General features: G+C 65.9%; 18 protein-coding genes. All 18 read left to right on the top strand.

The window, feature by feature from the left end; genetic code table 11:
• The first annotated feature begins 121 nt into the window (after positions 1 to 121).
• Entirely contained in the window at positions 122 to 1,882 is a 1,761-nt protein-coding gene (locus BMY35_RS00340; RefSeq protein ID WP_093195571.1) for a carboxylesterase/lipase family protein, read from the top strand.
• A gap of 77 nt (positions 1,883 to 1,959) precedes the next feature.
• Positions 1,960 to 3,843 (top strand): CocE/NonD family hydrolase, encoded by a 1,884-nt coding sequence (locus tag BMY35_RS00345; protein WP_093195015.1) that lies wholly within the window; start codon positions 1,960 to 1,962, stop codon positions 3,841 to 3,843.
• 114 nt (positions 3,844 to 3,957) lie between these two features.
• Positions 3,958 to 5,601 carry a 3-(methylthio)propionyl-CoA ligase gene (locus BMY35_RS00350; protein ID WP_093195016.1) on the top strand — a complete coding sequence of 548 codons (1,644 nt, stop codon included), beginning with the start codon at positions 3,958 to 3,960 and terminating at the stop codon, positions 5,599 to 5,601.
• A gap of 141 nt (positions 5,602 to 5,742) precedes the next feature.
• On the top strand, positions 5,743 to 6,972 hold the full coding sequence (locus BMY35_RS00355; protein ID WP_093195017.1) for a branched-chain amino acid ABC transporter substrate-binding protein: 1,230 nt from the start codon (positions 5,743 to 5,745) through the stop codon (positions 6,970 to 6,972).
• 200 nt (positions 6,973 to 7,172) lie between these two features.
• Entirely contained in the window at positions 7,173 to 8,414 is a 1,242-nt protein-coding gene (locus BMY35_RS00360; protein ID WP_093195018.1) for a branched-chain amino acid ABC transporter substrate-binding protein, read from the top strand.
• Positions 8,415 to 8,498: 84 nt separating this feature from the next.
• Positions 8,499 to 9,452 (top strand): branched-chain amino acid ABC transporter permease, encoded by a 954-nt coding sequence (locus BMY35_RS00365; RefSeq protein WP_093195019.1) that lies wholly within the window; start codon positions 8,499 to 8,501, stop codon positions 9,450 to 9,452.
• Between the two features lie 4 nt (positions 9,453 to 9,456).
• Complete coding sequence (locus BMY35_RS00370; RefSeq protein WP_093195020.1) at positions 9,457 to 10,788, top strand: branched-chain amino acid ABC transporter permease; 1,332 nt, start codon at positions 9,457 to 9,459, stop codon at positions 10,786 to 10,788.
• Positions 10,785 to 11,555, top strand: coding sequence for an ABC transporter ATP-binding protein (locus tag BMY35_RS00375; RefSeq protein WP_093195021.1), 771 nt, complete (start codon positions 10,785 to 10,787; stop codon positions 11,553 to 11,555). The genes BMY35_RS00370 and BMY35_RS00375 overlap by 4 nt, the downstream gene beginning before the upstream one ends.
• 1 nt (position 11,556) lies before the next feature.
• Entirely contained in the window at positions 11,557 to 12,252 is a 696-nt protein-coding gene (locus BMY35_RS00380; RefSeq protein WP_093195022.1) for an ABC transporter ATP-binding protein, read from the top strand.
• Positions 12,253 to 12,484: 232 nt separating this feature from the next.
• Positions 12,485 to 14,590: a 3-hydroxyacyl-CoA dehydrogenase NAD-binding domain-containing protein gene (locus tag BMY35_RS00390; protein WP_093195024.1), complete on the top strand. Its 2,106-nt coding sequence runs from the start codon at positions 12,485 to 12,487 to the stop codon at positions 14,588 to 14,590.
• Positions 14,591 to 14,630: 40 nt separating this feature from the next.
• On the top strand, positions 14,631 to 16,106 hold the full coding sequence (locus BMY35_RS00395) for a M20 family peptidase (RefSeq protein ID WP_093195025.1): 1,476 nt from the start codon (positions 14,631 to 14,633) through the stop codon (positions 16,104 to 16,106).
• A gap of 49 nt (positions 16,107 to 16,155) precedes the next feature.
• The gene (locus tag BMY35_RS00400; RefSeq protein WP_093195026.1) at positions 16,156 to 17,331 is read left to right on the top strand and encodes an acetyl-CoA C-acyltransferase; all 1,176 of its coding nucleotides are present in this window, start codon (positions 16,156 to 16,158) and stop codon (positions 17,329 to 17,331) included.
• Between the two features lie 188 nt (positions 17,332 to 17,519).
• Positions 17,520 to 19,373 carry an acyl-CoA dehydrogenase gene (locus BMY35_RS00405; RefSeq protein ID WP_093195027.1) on the top strand — a complete coding sequence of 618 codons (1,854 nt, stop codon included), beginning with the start codon at positions 17,520 to 17,522 and terminating at the stop codon, positions 19,371 to 19,373.
• A complete protein-coding gene (locus BMY35_RS00410; RefSeq protein ID WP_093195028.1) occupies positions 19,373 to 19,633 on the top strand; it encodes a hypothetical protein in 261 nt (86 codons plus the stop codon). Before BMY35_RS00405 ends, BMY35_RS00410 begins: the two co-directional genes overlap by 1 nt.
• A 20-nt stretch (positions 19,634 to 19,653) precedes the next feature.
• Entirely contained in the window at positions 19,654 to 19,956 is a 303-nt protein-coding gene (locus BMY35_RS00415) for a Dabb family protein (RefSeq protein WP_093195029.1), read from the top strand.
• A gap of 26 nt (positions 19,957 to 19,982) precedes the next feature.
• Positions 19,983 to 20,780 carry an SDR family oxidoreductase gene (locus tag BMY35_RS00420; RefSeq protein WP_093195030.1) on the top strand — a complete coding sequence of 266 codons (798 nt, stop codon included), beginning with the start codon at positions 19,983 to 19,985 and terminating at the stop codon, positions 20,778 to 20,780.
• Positions 20,781 to 20,789: 9 nt separating this feature from the next.
• Positions 20,790 to 21,254: a PaaI family thioesterase gene (locus tag BMY35_RS00425; protein ID WP_093195031.1), complete on the top strand. Its 465-nt coding sequence runs from the start codon at positions 20,790 to 20,792 to the stop codon at positions 21,252 to 21,254.
• Positions 21,255 to 21,285: 31 nt separating this feature from the next.
• Complete coding sequence (locus BMY35_RS00430) at positions 21,286 to 22,302, top strand: NADP-dependent oxidoreductase (RefSeq protein WP_093195032.1); 1,017 nt, start codon at positions 21,286 to 21,288, stop codon at positions 22,300 to 22,302.
• Positions 22,303 to 22,305 lie beyond the last annotated feature (3 nt).

Raw genomic sequence — 22,305 nt, forward strand, 5'->3', positions numbered from 1 at the left:
GGCCAGGAATTCCGATTAACCCGGTGTGGAGACAAAAAACATGAAGACAGAGACAACCGCGCGCAACCAGGCTGCGGCAGCAGTAAAGAAGACCGCAACGGCCAGGGCCGTGGCCCTGATGATGGCCACGGCCGCCCTGGCGGCACTTTCGGCCTGTGGGGGCGGCTCGTCCGGTTCGTCCGGCTTCGCCTTCCTGCCTAGCGCGCCGCCGCCCGCACCGGCTCCCTCGCCGGCACCGCCCGCCGCCGACGGCCCGATGGTCCGCCAGACCACTGCCGGCAAGGTCGAGGGCGTGGACGACAGCGCCAAGTCGGGCACCTGGTTCTGGAAGGGGATTCCGTTCGCCAAGCCGCCGGTCGGCGAGCTGCGCTGGCGCGCGCCGGCGACGCCCGAGCCATGGAGCGGCATCCGCCAGGCCACGAAGTTCGGCAACGCCTGCCTGCAGATCGGCCGGATCTTCAGCCCCGGCGCCAACAACACCTATGACGAGACCATCGGCACCATGCTGGGCAAGCCGAGCGGCAGCGAGGACTGTCTGTTCGTCAACATCTGGCGCCCGGCCACGGCGGACAAGAACCTGCCGGTGCTGCTCTTCATCCATGGCGGCAGCAACATCTCGGGCTACACGGCCGACCCGCTGTACGACGGCGCGGCGCTGGCCAAGGCCGCCAACGCGGTGGTCATCACCGCCAGCTACCGCCTGGGCATCCTGGGCTTCCTGAACGTGCCGCAGCTGCGCCCGGGCGGCGCCGAGGGCGACGACTCGGGCAACTTCGCGCTGCTCGACAACATGGCGGCGCTGCGCTTCATCCGCGACAACGTGGCCAACTTCGGCGGCGACCCGGGCAACGTCACGCTCTCGGGCGAGTCGGCCGGTGCCACCAACCTGCTGTCGGTGATGACCTCGCCGATGGCCAAGGGCCTGTTCCACAAGGCCTTCGAGATGAGCGGCGGCATCTCGCTCGCGAGCAACCTGCCGCCGGGCACGCTGCCTTCGCTGTCGCCGGCCTCGGCCTCGCTGGCGCAAGGCGAGGGCATCCTCGAGAAGCTGCTCGTCGCCGACGGCACCGCCGCCGACGCGACGGCTGCCAAGGCCTATATCGCCGGCCGCACGCCGGCGCAGATTGCCGAATACCTGCGCGCGCAGGACGGCGGCAAGATGCTGACCACGGTGGTCGCCGCCGGCCTCGGCTCGGTCGGCCCCATTCCCGACGGCACGGTGATCCCGACCGACCCCATCGGCGCCATCGCTGCCGACCAGTACGTGAAGGTGCCGATGCTCTCCGGCAACACGCGTGACGAGGGCAAGCTCTTCGCGTCGCTGCTGGGCACCATCGGCTTTCCGAAGCCGGGCTGGATCGTCACCGACGCCCAGCGCTTCTCGATGATGTTCAACTTCGACCCCGATGCAGCGCCCACGCTCACGGTGAACGACATCATCGACCCGTTCTACCTTCCGGTAGACAAGCCCGGCACCGGCTACAACGCGGCCACTGCGCTCATCACGAAGGGCCTGTTCGAGGCCAACCGCGACAACCTGCTCAACACGATGAAGACGCGCCAGTCGAACGTCTGGCACTACCGCCTCGACTGGGCCCAGGAAGCCTCTCCGTGGAACGACGTGTACGGCGCGGCGCACGCCTTCGACCTGCCTTTCGTGTTCGGCAATTTCGGCCCGTCGGTGCTGTCGAACGCGATGCGCGGCAAGGCCAACGAGAAGGGGCGGCTGGCGCTGTCGAACGCAGTCATGGCCAGCGTGGGTGCATTCATGCGCACGGGCGACCCGAACACCGCCGAGCTGGGCGCGACCTGGGCGCCGTGGCCTTCGCAACTGCTGCTCGACGCCACGCCCACGGCCACCAAGATCACCGTGGCGCCCTGACGCTCGCGTACCGCTTTGCCCCGAAGCGCGCGTGGGCAGCGCATGACATCAATCAAAACGATAACGGAGACGGATCAATGAGGACTTTCAGAGATTTCCCACGATGGCGTATTGCCGCGTCGCTGCTTGCCACGGCAGCGGGCATCGCCGCGTGCGGCGGCGGCTCGTCGGGCGGCGGCTTCACCTTTTTCCCGCCGGCCGCCGAAACGCCGCCGGCACAGCCGCCGGCCACGCCCGAGACGGGCGTGGTCCGCAAGTGGGGCTACATCACGCTGCCCGACGGCAACAGGATGCGCTACTCGCTGCTGCTGCCCAATGGCGGCAAGGGCACCTTTCCGCTGCTGGTCGAGTACGACGGCTACAGCTCGGGCTCGGCCCCGAACATCGGCCAGCTCTGGGTGACGGAGGGCTATGCAGTCATGGGGCTGAACGTGCCGGGCACGGGTTGCTCCAGCGGCGAAGACCAGGTCTTCGATGCCAGCACCGGCGCTGCTGGCGCCTTCGCCATCGAATGGGCCGGCAAGCAGCCGTGGTCGAACGGCAGGATCGGCATGGTCGGCTACTCGTACTCGGGCTACAACCAGCTCTGGGTGGCCGCGCACCGGCCCAAGGGCCTGCTGGCGATCACGCCCAGCAAGAACGTGACCGATCCGTACCGCGACGTGGGCTACCCGGGCGGCATCAAGAACATCGGCTTTCCCTCGCAGTGGTGGGGCGGCTTCCCGGCCACCTGGAACCGCGCGGCGGCGCTGGCCGCCAGGCTCGACGGCGATACCGAGTGCGCGAAGACCGTGGCCGACAACATCGAGAAGATCAAGCGGCCCGATCTCGACCTGACCAAGTGGCTCGAGAACCCCTATGCCGACGGCCTCTACGTGAAGCGCAGCGCGTTCTACGAGACCGGCAAGATCGACATTCCCGCGCTGGGCACCCAGTCGTGGCAGGACGAGCAGATCGGCCCGCGCTCGGGCTACTACGAGGACACCATGTCGCCCGACAGGATGTGGCTCGTCAGCTCCAACGGCGACCACCACACCAACGTCACCTCCGACTACATCGACGGCACCCTGAAGCGCTTCCTCGCCCATTTCGTGAAGGGCGAGGACAACGGCTTCGAGAAGGAGCCGCGCGTGCGCCTGCTGCAGGAGATGCAGCAGACCGACCAGAAGGCGGTGAACGGCGCCGCGAAGCTGAAGCAGACGGCCGTGGCCGAGTTCGACCGCCTGCCGGTCAAGGTCAAGCCGATGCGCCTGTGGATGCAGCCGGGCGGCGTGCTCGGCGATGCGAAGCCAAGTTCCGGCGCGGCCTCGTCCGACTACAGGTATCCGGCGAAGAGCCCGGTGGTGAACAACCCGGCCGCCGAAGGCTGGCAGGCAGTGGCGGATGCGGAGAAGGACGGCCAGCTCACCTTCACCACCGCTGCGTTGCCCGAGGACCTGAGCTTCTACGGGGAAGGCTCGGCCGACCTGTACCTGAGCGCCACCGCCGACAACACCGACCTGCAGGTCACGGTGTCCGAAGTGCGGCCCGACGGCAAGGAGATGTTCGTGCAGCGCGGATGGCTGCGTGCCTCCAAGCGCGCGCTCGACGACAGCCGCTCCACCGAACTGCGTCCCTTCGGCGACTTCACGCAACCGAAGGAGGCGGCGCTGCTGCCGGGGCAACCCAACCTGGTGCGCATCGAGATCCAGAAGTTCGCCCACGTCTTTCGCGCCGGCTCCAGCATCCGGGTGACGGTGGACTCGCCCTCGCAGACAGGCTTCTGGCTGTTCGGCAACGACAAGACGCCTTCGACCAACACGCTGTGGCATGAGGCCGCCAATGCTTCGAGCATCGTGCTGGGCTATGTGCCGTACCCGCATGCAGCCGCTCTGCCGGACTGCGGCAAGACGCTGCGTCAGCCGTGCCGCACCAACGTGGTGACGGTGCCGGCGGGCACCGGTCCGAGGGCTCCCACTTGAGCCGCTTCGTTCAATCGTGCAGTGCGGGTTTGTGTCATTGTGGAAGTGGCCGAAGCTTGCGTGAATCCGTTGTCCGCAAGTTTTCATGAAGTCATTTCACATAGGAGTCCGTAGATGCTGGGTTTGATGCAAGACCAACCGCTTCTGATCTCGTCGCTGATCGAGTTCGCCGAGCGCCACAACGGCGACGGCGAGATCGTCTCGCGTCGTGTCGAAGGCGATATCCACCGCTGCACCTGGCGCGACATCGCATCGCGCGCCAAGCAGGTGGCCAACGCGCTGGACGGCGAGCAATTGCTGTTCAGCGACCGCATCGCCACCCTGGCCTGGAACGGCTATCGCCACCTCGAGCTCTACTACGGCGTGAGCGGCAGCGGCCGCGTGCTGCACACCATCAACCCGCGCCTGCATCCCGACCAGATCGCGTGGATCGCCAACCACGCCGAAGACCAGATCCTGTGCTTCGACCTCACGTTCCTGCCGCTGGTGCAGGCCGTGCATGCGCGTTGTCCCACGATCCGGAAATGGGTTGCACTGTGTGACGCCGACAAGCTCCCCGCCGGCAGCGGTGTGCCCAACCTCGTGAGCTACGAGAGCTGGATGGGTTCGCAGCCCGCCGAGTACGAATGGCCCAGCTTCGACGAGAACTCGGCCTCGAGCATGTGCTACACGAGCGGCACCACGGGCAACCCCAAGGCCGCGCTCTACAGCCACCGCTCGACGCTGCTGCACGCGTATGCGGCCGCGCTGCCCGACGTGATGCACCTGTCGGCGCGCGACTCGGTGCTGCCGGTGGTGCCGATGTTCCACGTCAACGCCTGGGGCATTCCGTATTCGGCGGCGCTGGTGGGCTGCAAGCTGGTGTTCCCCGGCCCGGCGCTCGACGGCAAGTCGGTGTACGACCTGATCGAGGCCGAGGGCGTGACCTTCGCCGCAGGCGTGCCCACCGTCTGGCAGATGCTGCTGGGCCACATGCAGGCGGGCGGCCTGAAGTTCAGCAAGCTCAACCGCACGGTGATCGGCGGCTCGGCCTGCCCGCCGGCCATGATCAAGGCGTTCCAGGACCTCTACAACGTAGAGGTGCTGCACGCCTGGGGCATGACCGAGATGAGCCCGCTGGGCACGCTGTGCACGCTCAAGAACAAGCACCTGTCGCTGCCGGCCGACGCGCAGCTGCAGATCCGCATGAAGCAGGGCCGCGCCATCTTCGGCGTCGACATGAAGATCATCGACGGCGACGGCAAGGAGCTGCCGTGGGACGGCAAGGCCTACGGCGACCTGCTGGTCAAGGGGCCGTGGATCGTCAAGGAATACTTCAAGGGCGAGGGCGGCGACCCGCTCATTCCCGACGAGCGCAACCGCGGCTGGTTCCCCACGGGCGACGTGGCCACCATCGACGCCGAGGGCTACCTGCAGATCACCGACCGCAGCAAGGACGTGATCAAGTCCGGCGGCGAGTGGATCAGCTCCATCGACATCGAGAACATCGCCGTCGCGCATCCGGCCGTGGCCATGGCCGCGTGCATCGGCGTGTTCCATCCGAAGTGGGACGAGCGGCCGATCATCGCGGTCGTGAAGAAGCCCAATGCCGAGGTCACGCGCGAGGAGCTGCTGAAGTTCTACGAGGGCAAGACCGCCAAGTGGCAGATCCCGGACGACGTGGTGTTCGTCGAGGCCATCCCGATCGGCGCCACCGGAAAGATCCTCAAGACCAAGCTGCGAGAGCTACTTAAAGACTACAAGCTGCCCGGCCTCTGAAACAACGAGCAAAGCCCACCCGCACTGTCGCGCACGCGATAGGAAAGCCGCCCCGGCGGCCTTCCTTCCGGGCAATCCCTGTGCGGCGAAGAAAAGGGCGCTTGTACGCTGGCAGTCCGCCTTTCACACTGGAGACTCTTCATGCAATTTGCTATCAAGTCAGTAGCTGCCTGTGCAATGTTGGTGGGCGCCACCGCCGCATTCGCCCAAAAGGGCGAGACCGTCAAGATCGCCTGGCTCGACCCGCTGTCGGGCCTGATGGCTGCGGTGGGCACCAACCAGCTGAAGACCACGCAATTCCTTGCTGAAGAGTTCAACAAGAAGAACCAGTCGGGCGTGAAGTTCGAGATCATCGCGCTCGACAACAAGCTCAGCCCGCAGGAGACCACGGCGGCCCTGCGTTCCGCGCAGGACCAGGGCGCGCGCTACATCATGCAGGGCAACGGCTCCGGCCCCGCGCTCGCGATCATCGACGCCGTCGAGAAGAACAACGCGCGCAATCCGGGCAAGGAGCTGCTGTACATGAACTACGCGGCGGTCGACCCCGACCTGACCAACAGCAAGTGCAGCTACTGGCACTTCCGGGTCGACGCCGACACCTCCATGAAGATGGAGGCGCTGACCACCTGGATGAAGGACCAGCCCGACATCAAGAAGGTCTACATCCTCGGCCAGAACTACGCCCACGGCGTGCAGGTGTCGAAGTTCGCGAAGGAAGACCTGAAGGTCAAGCGCCCCGACATCCAGATCGTGGGCGACGACCTGCATCCGCTCGCGCAGGTGCGCGACTTCTCTCCCTACATCGCCAAGATCAAGGCCTCGGGCGCCGACACCGTGATCACCGGCAACTGGGGCTCCGACCTGTCGCTGCTCATCAAGGCCGCCAACGACTCGGGCCTGAACGTCAAGTTCCTCACCTACTACGCGCCTGGCGCCGGCACGCCGACGGCCATGGGCGCCACCTCGGAGGGCAAGGTCTACACCGTGGCCTATGCCCACTACAACATGGGTGGCGAGATCCAGCAGCTGCTCGCGGGCTACAAGAAGCGCATGAACGACGACCTCACGCAGTCGTCGATCTATCACGTGTTCGCGCTGCTCGACGCGGCCTTCGCCAAGACCAAGTCGACCGACCCTGTGAAGGTGGCCGCCGCGCTGGAGGGCATGAAGATCAAGAGCTTCAACGGCGAGGTCGAGGTGCGCAAGGCCGACCACCAGTTGCAGCAGGGTCTCTACATCTCGCGCTGGGAGAAGGCCAGCGCCAAGTACCCGTACGACGCGGAGAACACCGGCTACACGAACGTTCCCGTGAAGTACTTCGAATCGTACGTGGCGAGCACGCCCACGTCGTGCCAGATGAAGCGCCCCTAGGCGTCTTTGTGAACGCGTTTCCTACCCGGTGGTAGCAGCAGCCTACCGACGGGTAGCAAATTGGAGAAACGCGGTGTCGCATGCGCGATAGAAACGGGCCTTTGCGGCACCCCTCTTACGGGCATTCCCTGAGGGGAGGGGCTGCAAACGCTTGTACTCTCGTGCGGCGTTTTTGATTCGGTTTGACCAGGAGATATAGATTGAAGTTCGCTCTGAAAATCGCCGCAGCAGCCGTCATCGCTGCCACCGCCACCGGTGCCTTTGCCCAGAAGGGTGAAACCGTCAAGATCGCATGGCTCGACCCGCTGTCGGGCCTCATGGCCGCGGTCGGGACGAACCAGCTCAAGACCTTCCAGTTCTTTGCCGAAGAATTCAACAAGAAGAATGCGGCAGGCGTGAAGTTCGAGATCATCGGCATCGACAACAAGCTCAGCCCGCAGGAGACCACCAGCGCACTGCGCTCGGCCCTCGACCAGGGCGCGCGCTACATCGTGCAGGGCAACGGCTCCGGCCCGGCGCTCGCCATCATCGACGCGCTCGAGAAGAACAACGCGCGCAATCCGGGCAAGGAAGCGCTGTACCTGAACTACGCCGCCGTCGACCCCGACCTGACCAACAGCAAGTGCAGCTACTGGCAGTACCGCTTCGACGCCGACACGTCGATGAAGATGGAAGCGCTGACCACCTACATGAAGGACCAGCCGGACATCAAGAAGGTCTACCTGCTCAACCAGAACTACGCGCACGGCCAGCAGGTCTCGAAGTTCGCCAAGGAGAACCTCAAGACCAAGCGCCCCGACGTGCAGATCGTCGGCGACGACCTGCATCCGCTGGCCCAGGTGCGCGACTTCGCGCCGTACGTGGCCAAGATCAAGGCATCGGGCGCAGACACCGTCATTACCGGAAACTGGGGCTCCGACCTCGCGCTGCTCATCAAGTCGGCCAACGACTCGGGCCTGAACGTCAAGTTCTACACCTACTACGCCGTGACCACCGGCACGCCGACCGCCATGGGCGCGGCGTCCGACGGCAAGGTGTACCAGGTCGGCTATGCCCACTACAACATGGGCGGCGACATGCAGAAGTACGCCGAGGACTTCAAGAAGAAGTTCAACGACGACCTCTACACCACCGACGTCTACACCGTGTTCCAGGCGCTGACCGAAGCCTTCGTGAAGACCAAGTCGACCGACCCCGTCAAGGTGGCGGCTGCCATGGAAGGCATGAAGTTCAAGAGCTTCAACGGCGAGATCGAACTGCGCAAGACCGACCACCAGGCACAGCAGGGCCTGTACATCGCCAAGTGGGAGAAGGCCAGCGCCAAGTACCCGTACAGCCCGGAGAACACCGGCTACACGCTGGCCCCGGTGAAGTACTACGACGCCTACGTGGCGAGCACGCCCACCTCCTGCCAGATGAAGCGGCCTGGCGGCGCCTCCTGATCGCAGCCTGATCGCCATCCGACAGGTCGAGGCCCGACTTCAACACTCGGGCCTTTTTCTTTTTCCACCTGACACGAAAGACCGATGAACGTCGAATTCTTCGTCATCTCGCTGCTCAACGGCGTGAGCTACGGCTTGCTGTTGTTCATGCTGAGTTCCGGCCTCACGCTGATCTTCAGCATGATGGGCGTGCTCAACTTCGCGCATGCCAGCTTCTACATGCTGGGCGCCTATTTCGCCTACACGCTGTCCGGCATCGTGGGCTTCTGGCCGGCGCTGTTCATCGCGCCGGTGCTGGTGTTCGCACTGGGCGCCGCCTTCGAGCGCTACTGCCTGCGCCGGGTCCACAAGTTCGGCCATGTGCCCGAGCTGCTGGTGACCTTCGGTCTCTCGTACCTGATCCTCGAAGTCGTGCAGCTGGTGTGGGGCCGCTCCACGGTGCCGTACGGCCTCCCGTCGGCGCTGCAGGGGCCGCTCTTCTCGCTCTACGGCACGCAGTTCCCGAAGTCGCGCTCCTTCATCATGCTGGTGGCTGTGCTGATGCTGCTGTCGGTGTGGCTGCTGCTCACGCGCACGCGCATCGGCCTGGTCATCCAGGCGGCGCTGAAGCACCCCGAGATGGTCGAGGCGCTGGGCCACAACGTGCCGCGCGTCTTCATGCTGGTGTTCGGCGGCGGTGCCGCGCTGGCGGGTCTCGCCGGCGTGGTCGGCGGCAACACCTATGTCACCGAACCGGCGATGGCGGCCTCCGTCGGCTCCATCATCTTCGTGGTGGTGGTGGTCGGCGGCATGGGCTCGCTGGCCGGCGCCTTCCTGGCCTCGCTGATCATCGGCATCGTGCAGACCTTCGCGGTGGCCATGGACCAGTCGCTCGCCACCGGCCTGCAGGCCTTCGGCGTGGCGGTGACCGACCAGACCTTCGGCTACGAGCTGCTCAAGCTGACCATCTCGCAGGTCGCCCCGATCCTTCCGTACCTCTTCCTGGTGCTGATCCTCATCTTCAGGCCCAAGGGTCTTCTCGGAACGCGGGAGGACTGATGCCATGAACACCGCAACGACAACCGCTTCGACGACCTCCACGCCCGTTCGCTACTACCGGTTCAAGCCGCTGAACATCGGCCGCATCCTGATCTGGTCCTTCTTCGCGCTGCTGCTGATCGTGGCGCCGATGATCTTCACCAGCAGCCTGGCGCTGACCATGCTGTCGCAGATCGGCTACCTCATCATCATCTGCCTGAGCTACAACATGCTGCTGGGGCAGGGCGGCATGCTCAGCTTCGGGCACGCGGTGTACGTGGGCCTGGGCTCGTTCATCGCCATCCATGCGATGAACCTGGCCAGCGCCGGCAAGCTGCCGGTTCCGCTGGTGCTGATTCCGCTCGTGGGCGGCCTGGGCGGCATGTTCTTCGCCTTCGTGTTCGGCTACGTGTCGACCAAGAAGTCGGGCACCACCTTCGCGATGATCACGCTGGGCCTGGGCGAGCTGGTGGCGGCGATGTCGCTGATGTTCCCGAGCTTCTTCGGCGGCGAGGGCGGCATCACCACCAACCGCGTGTACGGCGCCTCGTTCTTCGGGCTCAACTTCGGTCCGCAGAACCAGGTGTATTACCTGATCGCCGTCTACTGCTTCATCTGCACCGGCCTGATGTTCGCCTTCACCGGCACGCCGCTCGGGCGCATGCTCAATGCGGTGCGCGACAACCCGGAGCGCGTGGAGTTCATCGGCTACAACACGCAGCGCGTGCGCTACTACGCCTTCATCATCGCGGGCTTCTTCGCGGGCATCGGCGGCGGCCTGGCGGCCATCAACTTCGAGATCGTGAATGCGGCCGACAGCCTCAACGGGCTGCGCTCGGGCAGCTACCTGCTGTTCACCTTCCTCGGCGGCGCGACCTTCTTCTTCGGGCCGATCATCGGCGCGGCGCTGCTGGTGTTCGCGCTGGTGCTGCTGTCCGAGCTCAGCAAGGCCTGGCTGCTGTACGTGGGCCTTGTGTTCCTGCTGATGGTGATGTTCGCGCCCGGCGGCGTGGCCAGCCTGATCATGATGAACGTGCGCGTGGCGCTGTTCGGCAAGATCAAGCGCTTCTACCTGCTGTACGTGGGTCTCTTCATCGGCGCGGCCATCATGCTCGCGGGCGCCGCGGCCATGGTCGAGATGATCTATCACATGCAGCTGAACGCGGCACTCGGACCGATGGTGCCGTTCGCGGGCCTGCAGCTCGATACCTCGTCGGCTACGGCGTGGATCGTCGCTGTGGCGCTGCTGGCCGTGGGCCTGGGCGTGTTCGAGGTGGTGCGCCGGCGCTTCGCGAAGGTCTGGGGCCAGGCCCAGGAGGAAATCGAAGCCGAGATCAAGCGCAGGGAGACCGCATGACCTATTCACTCGAACTCAAGAACCTGCGCAAGAGCTTCGGCAAGACCGACATCATCCGCGGCGTCGACCTGGCCGTGACGGCAGGCGAGCGCATCGCGATCATCGGGCCGAACGGCGCTGGCAAGTCGACGCTCTTCAACCTCATCAGCGGCCGGCTCGCGCCGAGCAGCGGCGAGGTGCTGCTCAACGGCACGCGCATCGACGGCATGAAGCCGTACGAGATCAACCGCATGGGGCTGTCGCGCAGCTTCCAGATCACCAACATCTTCCCGAAGCTCACGGTCTTCGAGAACCTGCGCTGCGGCGTGCTCTGGAGCCTGGGCTACAAGTACACCTTCCTGCGCTTTCTCTCGAACCTCGACGACGCCAACGAGCGCACCGAGGAGCTCATCAGGCAGATCGGACTGGAGAAGAAGCGCGACGTGCACGCGGTGAACCTCACCTACGCCGAGCAGCGCGCGCTGGAGATCGGCGTGACCATCGCCGGCGGCGCCAGCGTGATCCTGCTGGACGAGCCCACGGCGGGCATGAGCAAGACCGAGACCTCGCACTTCATCTCGCTCATCAAGCACGTGACCGTCGGCAAGACGCTGCTGACGGTGGAACACGACATGGGCGTGGTCTTCGGGCTGGCCGACAAGATCGCGGTGGTGGTGTACGGCGAGGTGATCGCCTTCGACACACCGGCTGCCGTTCGTGCCAATGCGCGAGTGCAGGAGGCTTATCTGGGCTCCGCTGTTGCCGATGCACAGGGGGCGGGACACTGAAATGCTGAAGCTTCAAGACATCCACGCCTACTACGGCAAGAGCCATGTGCTGCATGGCGTTTCCTTCGACGTGAACCCGGGCGAGATCGTGGCGCTGCTGGGGCGCAACGGCTCGGGCCGCTCGACCACCGCCAAGGCCATCATGGGCCTGGTGCATGCCGAGGGCGGCCTGCACTGGAAGGGGCAGGACATCCTGCGCCGCAAGGCCTATGAGATCGCGCACTTCGGCATCGGCTACGTGCCGGAGAACCGCGACATCTTCCCCAAGCTCACGGTGCACCAGAACCTGCTGCTGGGGCAGAAGGGCTCGGGCAAGGGCAGCCGCTGGTCGTTCGACGACATGTACGGCATGTTCCCGCGCCTGAAGGAGCGCCAGCACACCGAGGCCGGCGTGCTCTCGGGCGGCGAGCAGCAGATGCTCACGCTGTGCCGCACGCTGATGGGCGACCCCGACCTGATCATCATCGACGAGCCCACCGAGGGCCTCGCGCCCAAGATCGTCGAGCTGGTCGGGCAGTACCTGCGCACGCTCAAGGACAAGGGCATCTCTGTGCTGCTGATCGAGCAGAAGCTCACCATCGCGATGGCGATTTCCGACCGCGCGCTCGTCATGGGCCACGGCAGCATCGTGTTCGACGGCACGCCGGACAGCCTGCGCGCCGACGCGGCCACTCGCAAGGAGTGGCTGGAAGTCTAGGAACCCCCCAGGCTTCGCGCACTCGCTGCGCCAACCCCGTTGCAGGGGACAACACCTGCGGCCCGGCGAAGCCGGTTCCGCGGTGTTTCCGGAAAGTCCCGGCCTCCTCATGGAAGGCCTTGTCTCTACAGCGACTGCGTGCCATTGTTTGGCCTCGCGAAACGCCTAGAATCTCCCGAAAAAGAACACTCGTGCTTTTTCTTCTTTTTCTTCACACACCAAGGAACGCAGCATGACGGCTGAATACAAAGTGCTCGGCGATATCGCCGTGATCACACTGACCAACCCTCCGGTCAACGGTCTCGGTTTCTCGACGCGCATCGGCATCACCGACGGCCTGTCGAAGGCCAATGCCGACGACGCCGTCAAGGCCATCGTCATCACCGGCGCCGGCAAGGCGTTCTCGGGCGGCGCGGACATCAAGGAGTTCGGCACGCCCAAGGCGCTGCAGGAGCCCAACTTGCTGAGCGTGATCCTCGCGCTCGAAGCTTCTCCCAAGCCCATCGTCGCGGCCATCCACTCGGTGTGCATGGGCGGCGGCCTCGAGCTGGCCCTGGGCTGCCACTACCGCGTGGCCGCCCCCGGCACCAGCGTGGCACTGCCTGAAGTCAAGCTGGGCCTGCTGCCCGGCGCAGGCGGCACGCAGCGCCTGCCGCGCGTGCTGGGCGTCGAGACAGCGCTGAACATGATCGTCAGCGGCGAACCCGTGAAGAGCGAGCTGCTCGCGAGCCTGCCCGGCCAGAAGCTGTTCGACAAGCTGGCCGCATCGGCCGAGTCGGTGTTCGAAGAGGCCGTGGAATTCGCCAAGAGCGTGGCCGGCAAGACGGGCGAGGCCCTGCCGCTGGTGCGCAACCTGCCATGCAAGCACCCGCAGGGCGACGCCTACTTCCAGTTCGCGAAGAACATGGTTGGCGGCATGTCGAAGAACTACCCCGCGCCGCTGAAGTGCGTCGACGCCGTGCAGGCCGCCACCAGGCTGAAGTTCGACGAAGGCATGGCCGAGGAGCGCCGCCTGTTCACCGCGCTGATGTTCACGCCCGAATCGCTGGCGCTGCGCCACCTGTTCATGGCCGAACGCGCCGCGAGCAAGATCCCCGACGTGCCCGAAGACACGCCCAAGCGCGAGATCAAGTCGGTCGGCGTGATCGGTGCCGGCACCATGGGCGGCGGCATCTCGATGAACTTCCTGAACGCGGGTATCCCCGTGACCATCCTCGAGATGAAGCAGGAAGCGCTCGACCGCGGCATCGCCACCATCAAGAAGAACTACGAAGCCCAGGTCAAGAAGGGCAAGCTCAAGCAGGACAAGTACGAGCAGCGCATGGCCCTGCTGAGCACCACGCTGAGCTACGACGAGCTGAAGAACGCCGACCTCATCATCGAGGCCGTGTTCGAGGAAATCGGCGTGAAGGAAAAAGTGTTCAAGGAGCTCGACCGCGTCGCCAAGAAGGGCGCGATCCTGGCCTCGAACACCTCGACGCTCGACGTCGACAAGATCGCCTCGTTCACCGAGCGTCCGCAGGACGTGGTCGGCATGCACTTCTTCAGCCCCGCCAACGTGATGAAGCTGCTTGAAGTGGTGCGCGGCAAGGCCACCGCCAAGGACGTGCTGGCCACGGTCATGGCCATCGGCAAGAAGATCAAGAAGACGGCAGTGGTCTCGGGCGTGTGCGACGGCTTCATCGGCAATCGCATGATCGAGCAGTACAGCCGCCAGGCCGGCTTCCTGCTGGACGAAGGCGCCACGCCGCAGCAGGTCGACAAGGCCATCGAGAAGTTCGGCTTCGCCATGGGCCCGTTCCGCATGGGCGACCTGGCGGGCAACGACATCGGCTGGGCCATCCGCAAGCGCCGCGCCGTCGAACGCGCCGACATGAAGTACAGCCGCACGGCCGACAAGCTCTGCGAGCTGGGCCGCTTCGGCCAGAAGACCGGGGCAGGGTGGTACGACTACCAGGCCGGCAAGCGCGACGCCATTCCGTCGGACCTCGTCAACAAGATGATCGAGGACCACCGCAAGGAACTGGGCATCACGCCGCGCAAGATCTCCGACGAGGAAATCGTGCAGCGCCTGGTGTACGCGCTGGTCAACGAAGGCGCGCACATCCTGGAAGACGGCATCGCCTCGAAGTCGGGCGACATCGACATGGTCTACCTCACCGGCTACGGCTTCCCGATCTACCGCGGTGGCCCGATGCACTACGCGTCGCAGGTCGGCCTGTACAACGTGGCCGAGACGATGAAGCGCTTCGCGAAGAACCCGCGCGACGACGCCGAGTTCTGGCAGCCCGCGCCGCTGATCCAGAAGCTGGTGGCCGAAGGCAAGTCCTTCGGCTGATATCGACCAGGCAGAACCTGAACCGGGATCAAGACCGCCAATGTTGAAACGCATCTTCCTCGGGCTGCTGCTGGCAATCGTGCTGCTGGTGGCCGCCGTGGCGGTCAAGACCTGGACCACGCCATCGCAGCAGCTGGCGGTGGCGCCCGCGCCGAAGCTGGACATCGACCTGCAGGCAGCCGCCAAGCGGCTGTCGACGGCGATCACGTTCCGCACGGTGTCGGGGCTGGACGATCCGGCCGCCAACGCGGCCGAGTTCGACAAGCTGCACGCATTCCTCGAGCAGCAGTTTCCGAAAGTGCACGCCACCCTGAAGAAGGAAGTGGTGGGCAACAAGGCGCTGCTCTACACCTGGACCGGTACCGACCCGCAGGCCAGGCCCGTCGCGCTGATGGCGCACCAGGACATGGTGCCCATCGCGCCGGGCACCGAGAAGGCATGGTCGGTCGATCCCTTCTCGGGCGAGATCAAGGACGGCTACATCTGGGGCCGCGGCACGCTCGACAACAAGAGCAACCTGTTCGCGCAGATGGAAGCCATCGAGCTTCTCATCGGCAGCGGCTTCAAGCCGAGGCAGACCGTCTACCTCGTGATGGGCGACGACGAGGAGGTGAGCGGCCTGCGTGGCGCGCTGCCCATCGCCGAGCTGCTCAAGTCGCGCAACGTGCGCCTCGACTGGGTGCTCGACGAAGGCCTCCTGGTGCTCGACGGCGTGCTGCCGGGCCTGAGCAAGCCGGCCGCGCTCATCGGCCTGGCGGAGAAGGGCTATGCGACCTTCTTCCTGTCGCTCGACACCGCTCCCGGCCATTCCTCGATGCCGCCGCAGCACAGCGCCATCGGCAGCATGAGCGCCGCGCTGGCGCGCCTCGAGGCCAACCCGATGCCCGGCGGCATCAAGGGCGTGGCGGGCCAGATGTTCGGTGCGCTCGCGCCCGAGATGAGCGGCGTCAACCGCGTGATGCTTTCGAACCTGTGGCTCACCGAGCCGCTGGTGCGCGGCCAGCTCGAGAAGAGCCCGAGCAGCAACGCCATGCTGCGCACCACCACCGCGCTGACCATCGTGCGCGCGGGCAACAAGGACAACGTGCTGCCCGGCCGCGCCGAGGCTGCCGTCAACTTCCGCATCCTGCCGGGCGACACGATCGCCAGCACCGAGGCGCACCTGCGCAAGGCGCTGGGCAATGACGACATCAAGATCAAGGCCTATCCGGGCAACTCGGAGCCGTCGCCGGTGTCGCCGACCGACAGCACCGGCTACCGCGCGATCCAGCAGGCCGTGCGCCAGAGCTTTCCCGACGCGGTGGTGGCCCCGGGCCTCATGACCGCCGCGACCGACTCGCGCCACTTCAGCATCGTGAGCGACGCCGTCTTCCGCTTCTCGCCGTTCCGCGTGAAGGGCGAGGACCTGGCGCGCTTCCACGGCAACAACGAACGCCTGGCCATCTCGAACTACGGCGAGATGATCGGCTTCTACCGCCAGCTCCTGAGCAACACCAACGCTGCTCCGGCGCAATGACGACAACCGCAACCTCTTTTCCCTTCCCTCTGCTTCAAAGGACCTCACCATGACCAGCGCCGTCATCGTTTCCACTGCCCGCACGCCGCTCGCGAAGAGCTGGAAGGGTGCCTTCAACATGACGCACGGCGCCACGCTCGGCGGCCACGCGGTGCAGCACGCCGTGCAGCGCGCCGGCATCGACCCCGCATCGGTCGACGACGTCATCATGGGTTGCGCCACGCCCGAAGGCGCGACCGGCTCGAACATCGCGCGCCAGATCGCGCTGCGCGCCGGCCTGCCGATCACCACCTCGGGCATGACCATCAACCGCTTCTGCTCCTCGGGCCTGCAGACCATCGCCACCGCCGCCCAGCGCATCATCGCGGGCGAGGGCGAGGTCTATGTGGCCGGCGGCGTCGAGAGCATCTCGTGCGTGCAGAACGAAGCCAACAAGCACATGCTGGCCGATCCCTGGCTCGTGAAGCACAAGCCCGAGATCTACTGGAACATGCTGCAGACGGCCGAGCAGGTCGCCAAGCGCTACAACATCGGCCGCGACGCCATGGACGAATACGGCGCGCAAAGCCAGCAGCGCGCCACTGCCGCGCTGGAAGCCGGCCTCTTCAAGGCCGAGATCGCTCCCATCACTGTGCTGGCCGGCGTGGCCGACCCCGTGATGGGCCTGCGCACCAAGGAAGTCACCGTCGAGAACGACGAAGGCATCCGCCCGGGCACCACCAAGGAAGGCATCAGCGGCATCCGCCCGGCCATTCCCGGCGGCGTGATCTCGGCCGGCAACGCCAGCCAGTTCTCCGACGGCGGCGGCGCCTGCGTGGTGGTCGACGAGAAGTACGCCGAGCAGAAGGGCCTGAAGCCCCTGGGCCGCTTCCTCGGCTTCGCCGTGGCCGGCTGCGAGCCCGACGAAATGGGCATCGGCCCCGTCTTCGCCATTCCGAAGGTGCTCAAGCGCCTGGGCCTGACGGTCAACGACATCGACCTGTGGGAGCTGAACGAAGCCTTCGCCGTGCAGGTGATCTACTGCCGCGACAAGCTGGGCATCCCCGGTGACCGCCTGAACGTGAACGGCGGTGCCATCGCCGTGGGCCACCCCTACGGCGTGAGCGGCCAGCGCCTCACGGGCCACGCGCTCATCGAAGGCAAGCGCCGCGGTGCGAAGAAGGTCGTGGTCACGATGTGCATCGGCGGCGGCATGGGTGCCGCCGGCGTGTTCGAGGTGCTCTGAGTCTCTTTTTGAGCCGCTGAAACCAGGCTTCCGGACACCGAAGTCGCGGAGGTTACGCAGAAGTCGCAGAAGAGAAACCAAAATTTCATTGGTTTTTCGCTGCGACTTTTTTGCGCGGTTTTTGCACTCTTTCGCATCCCTTTAGCGTTCGGCAGTTTGATGCCGCCCCCGCTCCCCCGGAGAACACCATGAGCCTGCGCTCCACCCTCGACTTCCTGCTCTACGACTGGCTCGACGCCGAATCCCTCAACCAGCGCGAGCGCTTCGCCGACCACTCGCGCGAGACCTTCGACGCGGTGCTCGACACCTGCGAGCGCATCGCGCGCGAGAAGTACGCGCCGTTCAACCGCACGGTCGACACGCAGGAGCCGCATTTCGACGGCGAGAAGGTCGTGCTGCCGCAGGCCACGCACGACGCGCACAAGGCCTTCGTCGAGTCGGGAATGATGAGCGCGGCGCAGGACTACGACATCGGCGGCATGCAGCTGCCCTACACGCTGCAGGCCGCGGCCAACAGCTTCTTCGCGATGGCCTCGGTGAGCATCGGCTCGAACATGCTCACCAGCGGCAACGCCAACCTGCTGATGGTGCACGGCACCGAGATGCAGAAAGAGGTCTTCGCCAAGAACGAGTTCTCGGGCCGCTGGGCCGGCACCATGTGCCTGTCGGAGCCGCAGGCGGGCTCGTCGCTGAGCGACGTGGCCACGCGCGCCGTGCCTGACGGCGACGACTTCCAGAACGACCCGCTGGGCCCGCGCTACCGTCTCACGGGCAACAAGATGTGGATCTCGTCGGGCGACCACGAGCTGACCGAGAACATCGTGCACATCGTGCTGGCGAAGATTCCCGACGAGAGCGGCAAGCTGGTGCCCGGCACGCGGGGCATCTCGCTGTTCATCGTGCCCAAGCGCATGGTCGACACCGATGGCCAGCTCACCGGCCAGCGCAACGACGTGGCACTCGCGGGCCTCAACCACAAGCTGGGCTGGCGCGGCACCACGAACACGCTGCTGAACTTCGGCGAGGGCAAGTACCCGGTCGACGGCAAGGCGGGTGCGGTGGGCTATCTGGTCGGCGAGCCCGGCAAGGGCCTGCACTGCATGTTCCACATGATGAACGAGGCGCGCATCGGCGTCGGCACGGCCGCCACCATGCTCGGCATGGCCGGCTACCACGCCTCGCTCGAGTACGCCAAGAGCCGCCCGCAGGGCCGGCTGGTGAAGAAGCCCGATGCCGCCGGTGCAGCCGTTGCCAAGGATTCGGCGGCGCCGCAGGTGCGCATCATCGAGCACGCCGACGTGCGCCGCATGCTGCTGGCCCAGAAGGCGTACTGCGAGGGCGCGCTGGCGCTGGAGCTGTACTGCGCACGGCTGGTCGACGAGCAGAAGACCGGCGACGCGCAGGCCGCCGACGACGCGCGGCTGCTGCTGGAAGTGCTCACGCCCATCGCCAAGAGCTGGCCCAGCGAGTGGTGCCTGGAGGCCAATTCGCTGGCCATCCAGGTGCACGGCGGCTATGGCTACACGCGCGATTTTCCGGTGGAGCAGTACTGGCGCGACAACCGCCTGAACATGATCCACGAGGGCACCCACGGCATCCAGGCAGCCGACCTGCTGGGCCGCAAGGTGCTGATGGAGAAGGGCCGCGGCCTGCAGCTGCTGGCCGCGCGCATGACGGGCACCATCGGCCGCGCGGCCAAGGTGCCGGCGCTGGCGGCCCATGCCAAGGCGCTGGGTGGCGCGCTGCAGCGCATCGGCAGCGCCACAGAGGCTGCGTGGTCTACCGGCGACCCGGCCGAGGCGCTGGCCAACGCGGTGCCGTACATGCAGGCCTTCGGCCACACGGTGCTGGCCTGGATCTGGCTGGACGTGGCCCAAAGGGCCCTGGAAAGCGATGGAGAAAAGGCGAGGGCGGTAACAGCTGGCAAGATCGGCGCCACGGACTATTTCTTCCACTACGAGCTGCCGAAAATCGGCGCATGGCTCAACGTGGTCGAAACCCGCGACCCGACCTGTACAGCTTTGCCCGAGGACGCCTTCTGATGGCCACGACCGATTCGCCGAACACCGCCCCCAACAACAACCCCGCCGCCAAGCCGCCGAAGCCGCACGCGCGGCTCGAGAAATGGATCTGGATCCTGATCTACGGCGGCCTGTTCGGCGTGGTCCTGGGCATTGCCACAGGCCGCACCGACGCTGCGCTGGGCTGGTCCATTGCGGTGCCCGGCGGCATCGTGGCGCTGGTCGGCTTCGTGCTGATCTACGTGCGCTCGCGCCTTTCCAACAACCCTTCCGGCAAGTGACCGACCGAACGAGACCCGCCATGCTCAAGCACATCGTGATGTGGAAGTTCAAGGAACACGCCGAGGGCGCCGACAAGGCGACCAACCTGCTCAAGGCCAAGGCGCTGCTCGATGCCTGCGCGAAGCTCTCGCCCGGCACGCTGCGCTTCGACGTAGCCATCGCCCAGCCCGGGCTTGAGGCCACCTACGACCTGGTCCTGTACTCGGAATTCACCGACGCCGCCGCGCTCGCGGCCTATGCGGACCATCCGCAGCACGTGGCCCTGAAGCCATTCATCGGCGCAGTGCGCGAAGCCCGCCAGTGCATGGACTACGAGATCTGATCCAACCCGAACCCCGGAGACAACCCATGACCGCACGCACCGTCCAGAAACTCTTCGACCTCACCGGCAAGACCGCCCTCATCACCGGCGGCTCGCGCGGCCTGGGCCTGCAGATGGCCCACGCGCTGGGCGAGGCCGGCGCGAAGATCATGCTGAGTTCGCGCAAGGCCGAAGACCTGGAGCAGGCCGCAGCCGAGCTGCAGGCCGCCGGCATCGACGCGCGCTGGATCGCCGCCGACTGCTCGAAGGAAGAGGACACCCGCCGCCTGGCCGACGAGACGCTGCAGCGCATGGGCGCTGTCGACATCCTGGTGAACAACGCGGGCGCCAGCTGGGGCGCGCCGGCCGAGAACCATCCGGTCGAGGCCTGGGACAAGGTGATGAACCTCAACGTGCGCGGCTACTTCATCCTGTCGCAGCAGATCGCCAACGGCTACATGATCCCGAAGAAGTCGGGGCGCATCATCAACATCGCCTCCATCGCCGGGCTCAACGGCAACCCGCCCGAGATGCAGACGCTGGCCTACAACACCTCCAAGACCGCCGTCATCGGCTTCACCCGCACGCTGGCGGCCGAATGGGGCAAGTACAACATCAACGTGAACGCCATCTGCCCGGGCTTCTTCATGACGAAGATGGCCGCCGGCCTCATCAAGTCGCTGGGCGAGGAGAAGATGGCCGCCCAGGCGCCGCTTGGCCGCCTCGGCGACGACGAAGACCTGAAGGGCCTGACGCTGCTGTTCGCGAGCGATGCCGGCAAGCACGTCACCGGCCAGTGGCTGGCGGTGGACGGCGGCGTGAGCGTGGTGCTCGGCGCCGCATGAAGAATCGAAATGACAACCCCTGAATCCGACGACATCAATTTCCGCTCGTACACGAGCCGCATCCCGTTCGCGCGCCATCTCGGCTTCGAGCTGACGAAGTTCGAGAACGGCGAGTCGGAAATCCAGTACACCGCCAAGCCCGAGCACCTGAACACCTTCGACGTGACGCACGGCGGCGCCTGCATGACGCTGCTGGACATCACTATGGCGGCGGCCGCGCGCAGCATCGCGCCCGAGATGGGCGTGGTCACCATCGAGATGAAGACCAGCTTCATGCAGCCCTCGGTCGGCCCGCTGCACGCGCGCGGCACGCTCATTCACAGGACGGCGACGCTGGCTTTCACCGAGGCCAGAATCTATGACGAGCAGGAGCGCGTGTGCGCCCATGCCACCGGCACCTTCAAGTACGTGAAGCGCCGGCTGCCGACCGGGCCGGCCAGCGCCAACGAGATGCGCCCGCCTTCGACCGACTGATTCGACAGACAGATTTTTTCCGGAGACTTCCGTGCCCACCAACAAGCAGATCCACCTCGACAACCGCCCCGAAGGCGAAGCCGTCGCGAGCAACTTCAAGCTCGTCACGGCCCAGACCCCCGAACTCAAGGACAACCAGGTCCTGGTGCGCCACCACTACCTGAGCCTCGACCCCTACATGCGCGGGCGCATGAACGACTCCAAGAGCTACGCGCAACCGCAACCGCTGGGCCAGACCATGCAGGGCGGCACGGTGGGCGAGGTGGTGGAGAGCAAGCATCCCAAGTACGCCGCGGGCGACAAGGTGGTCGGCTTCGGCGGCTGGCAGGAATACAGCGTCGTGGATGCCTCGCAACCCGGCGCGCTGAAGAAGGTGGACACCACGCACGTGCCGCTGTCGCACTACCTCGGTGCAGTCGGCATGCCCGGCGTCACCGCCTGGTACGGCCTCGTGAAGATCATCGCGCCCAAGGCCGGTGAAACCGTGGTCATCACCGCCGCCAGCGGCGCGGTCGGCAGCGCCTTCGGCGCGCTGGCCAAGGCGCGCGGCTGCCGCGTCGTCGGCATCGCGGGCGGCGCGGACAAGTGCAAGTACGTGACCGACGAACTGGGCTTCGACGCCTGCATCGACTACCGCCTGCACCCCGACGTCAAGTCGATGAGCGCGGCGCTGAAGGAAGCCTGCCCGAACGGCATCGACGGCTACTTCGAGAACGTCGGCGGCTACATCTTCGACGCGGTGCTGCTGCGCGCCAACGCCTTCGCCCGCGTGGCGCTGTGCGGAATGATCGCGGGCTACGACGGCCAGCCGCTGCCGCTTGCGAACCCGGCGCTGATCCTCATCAACCGCATGAAGATCGAAGGCTTCATCGTCAGCGAGCACATGGAAGTGTGGCCCGAGGCGCTGACCGAGCTGGGCACGCTGGTGGGCACGGGCAAGCTGAAGCCGCGCGAGTCGATCGCGCAGGGTATCGAGTCGGCTCCAGAGGCCTTCCTGGGCCTGCTCAAGGGCCGCAACTTCGGCAAGCAACTCGTCAAGCTCATCTGATGC

Source organism: Variovorax sp. YR750 (assembly GCF_900109805.1).
Classification (GTDB): domain Bacteria; phylum Pseudomonadota; class Gammaproteobacteria; order Burkholderiales; family Burkholderiaceae_C; genus Variovorax; species Variovorax gossypii.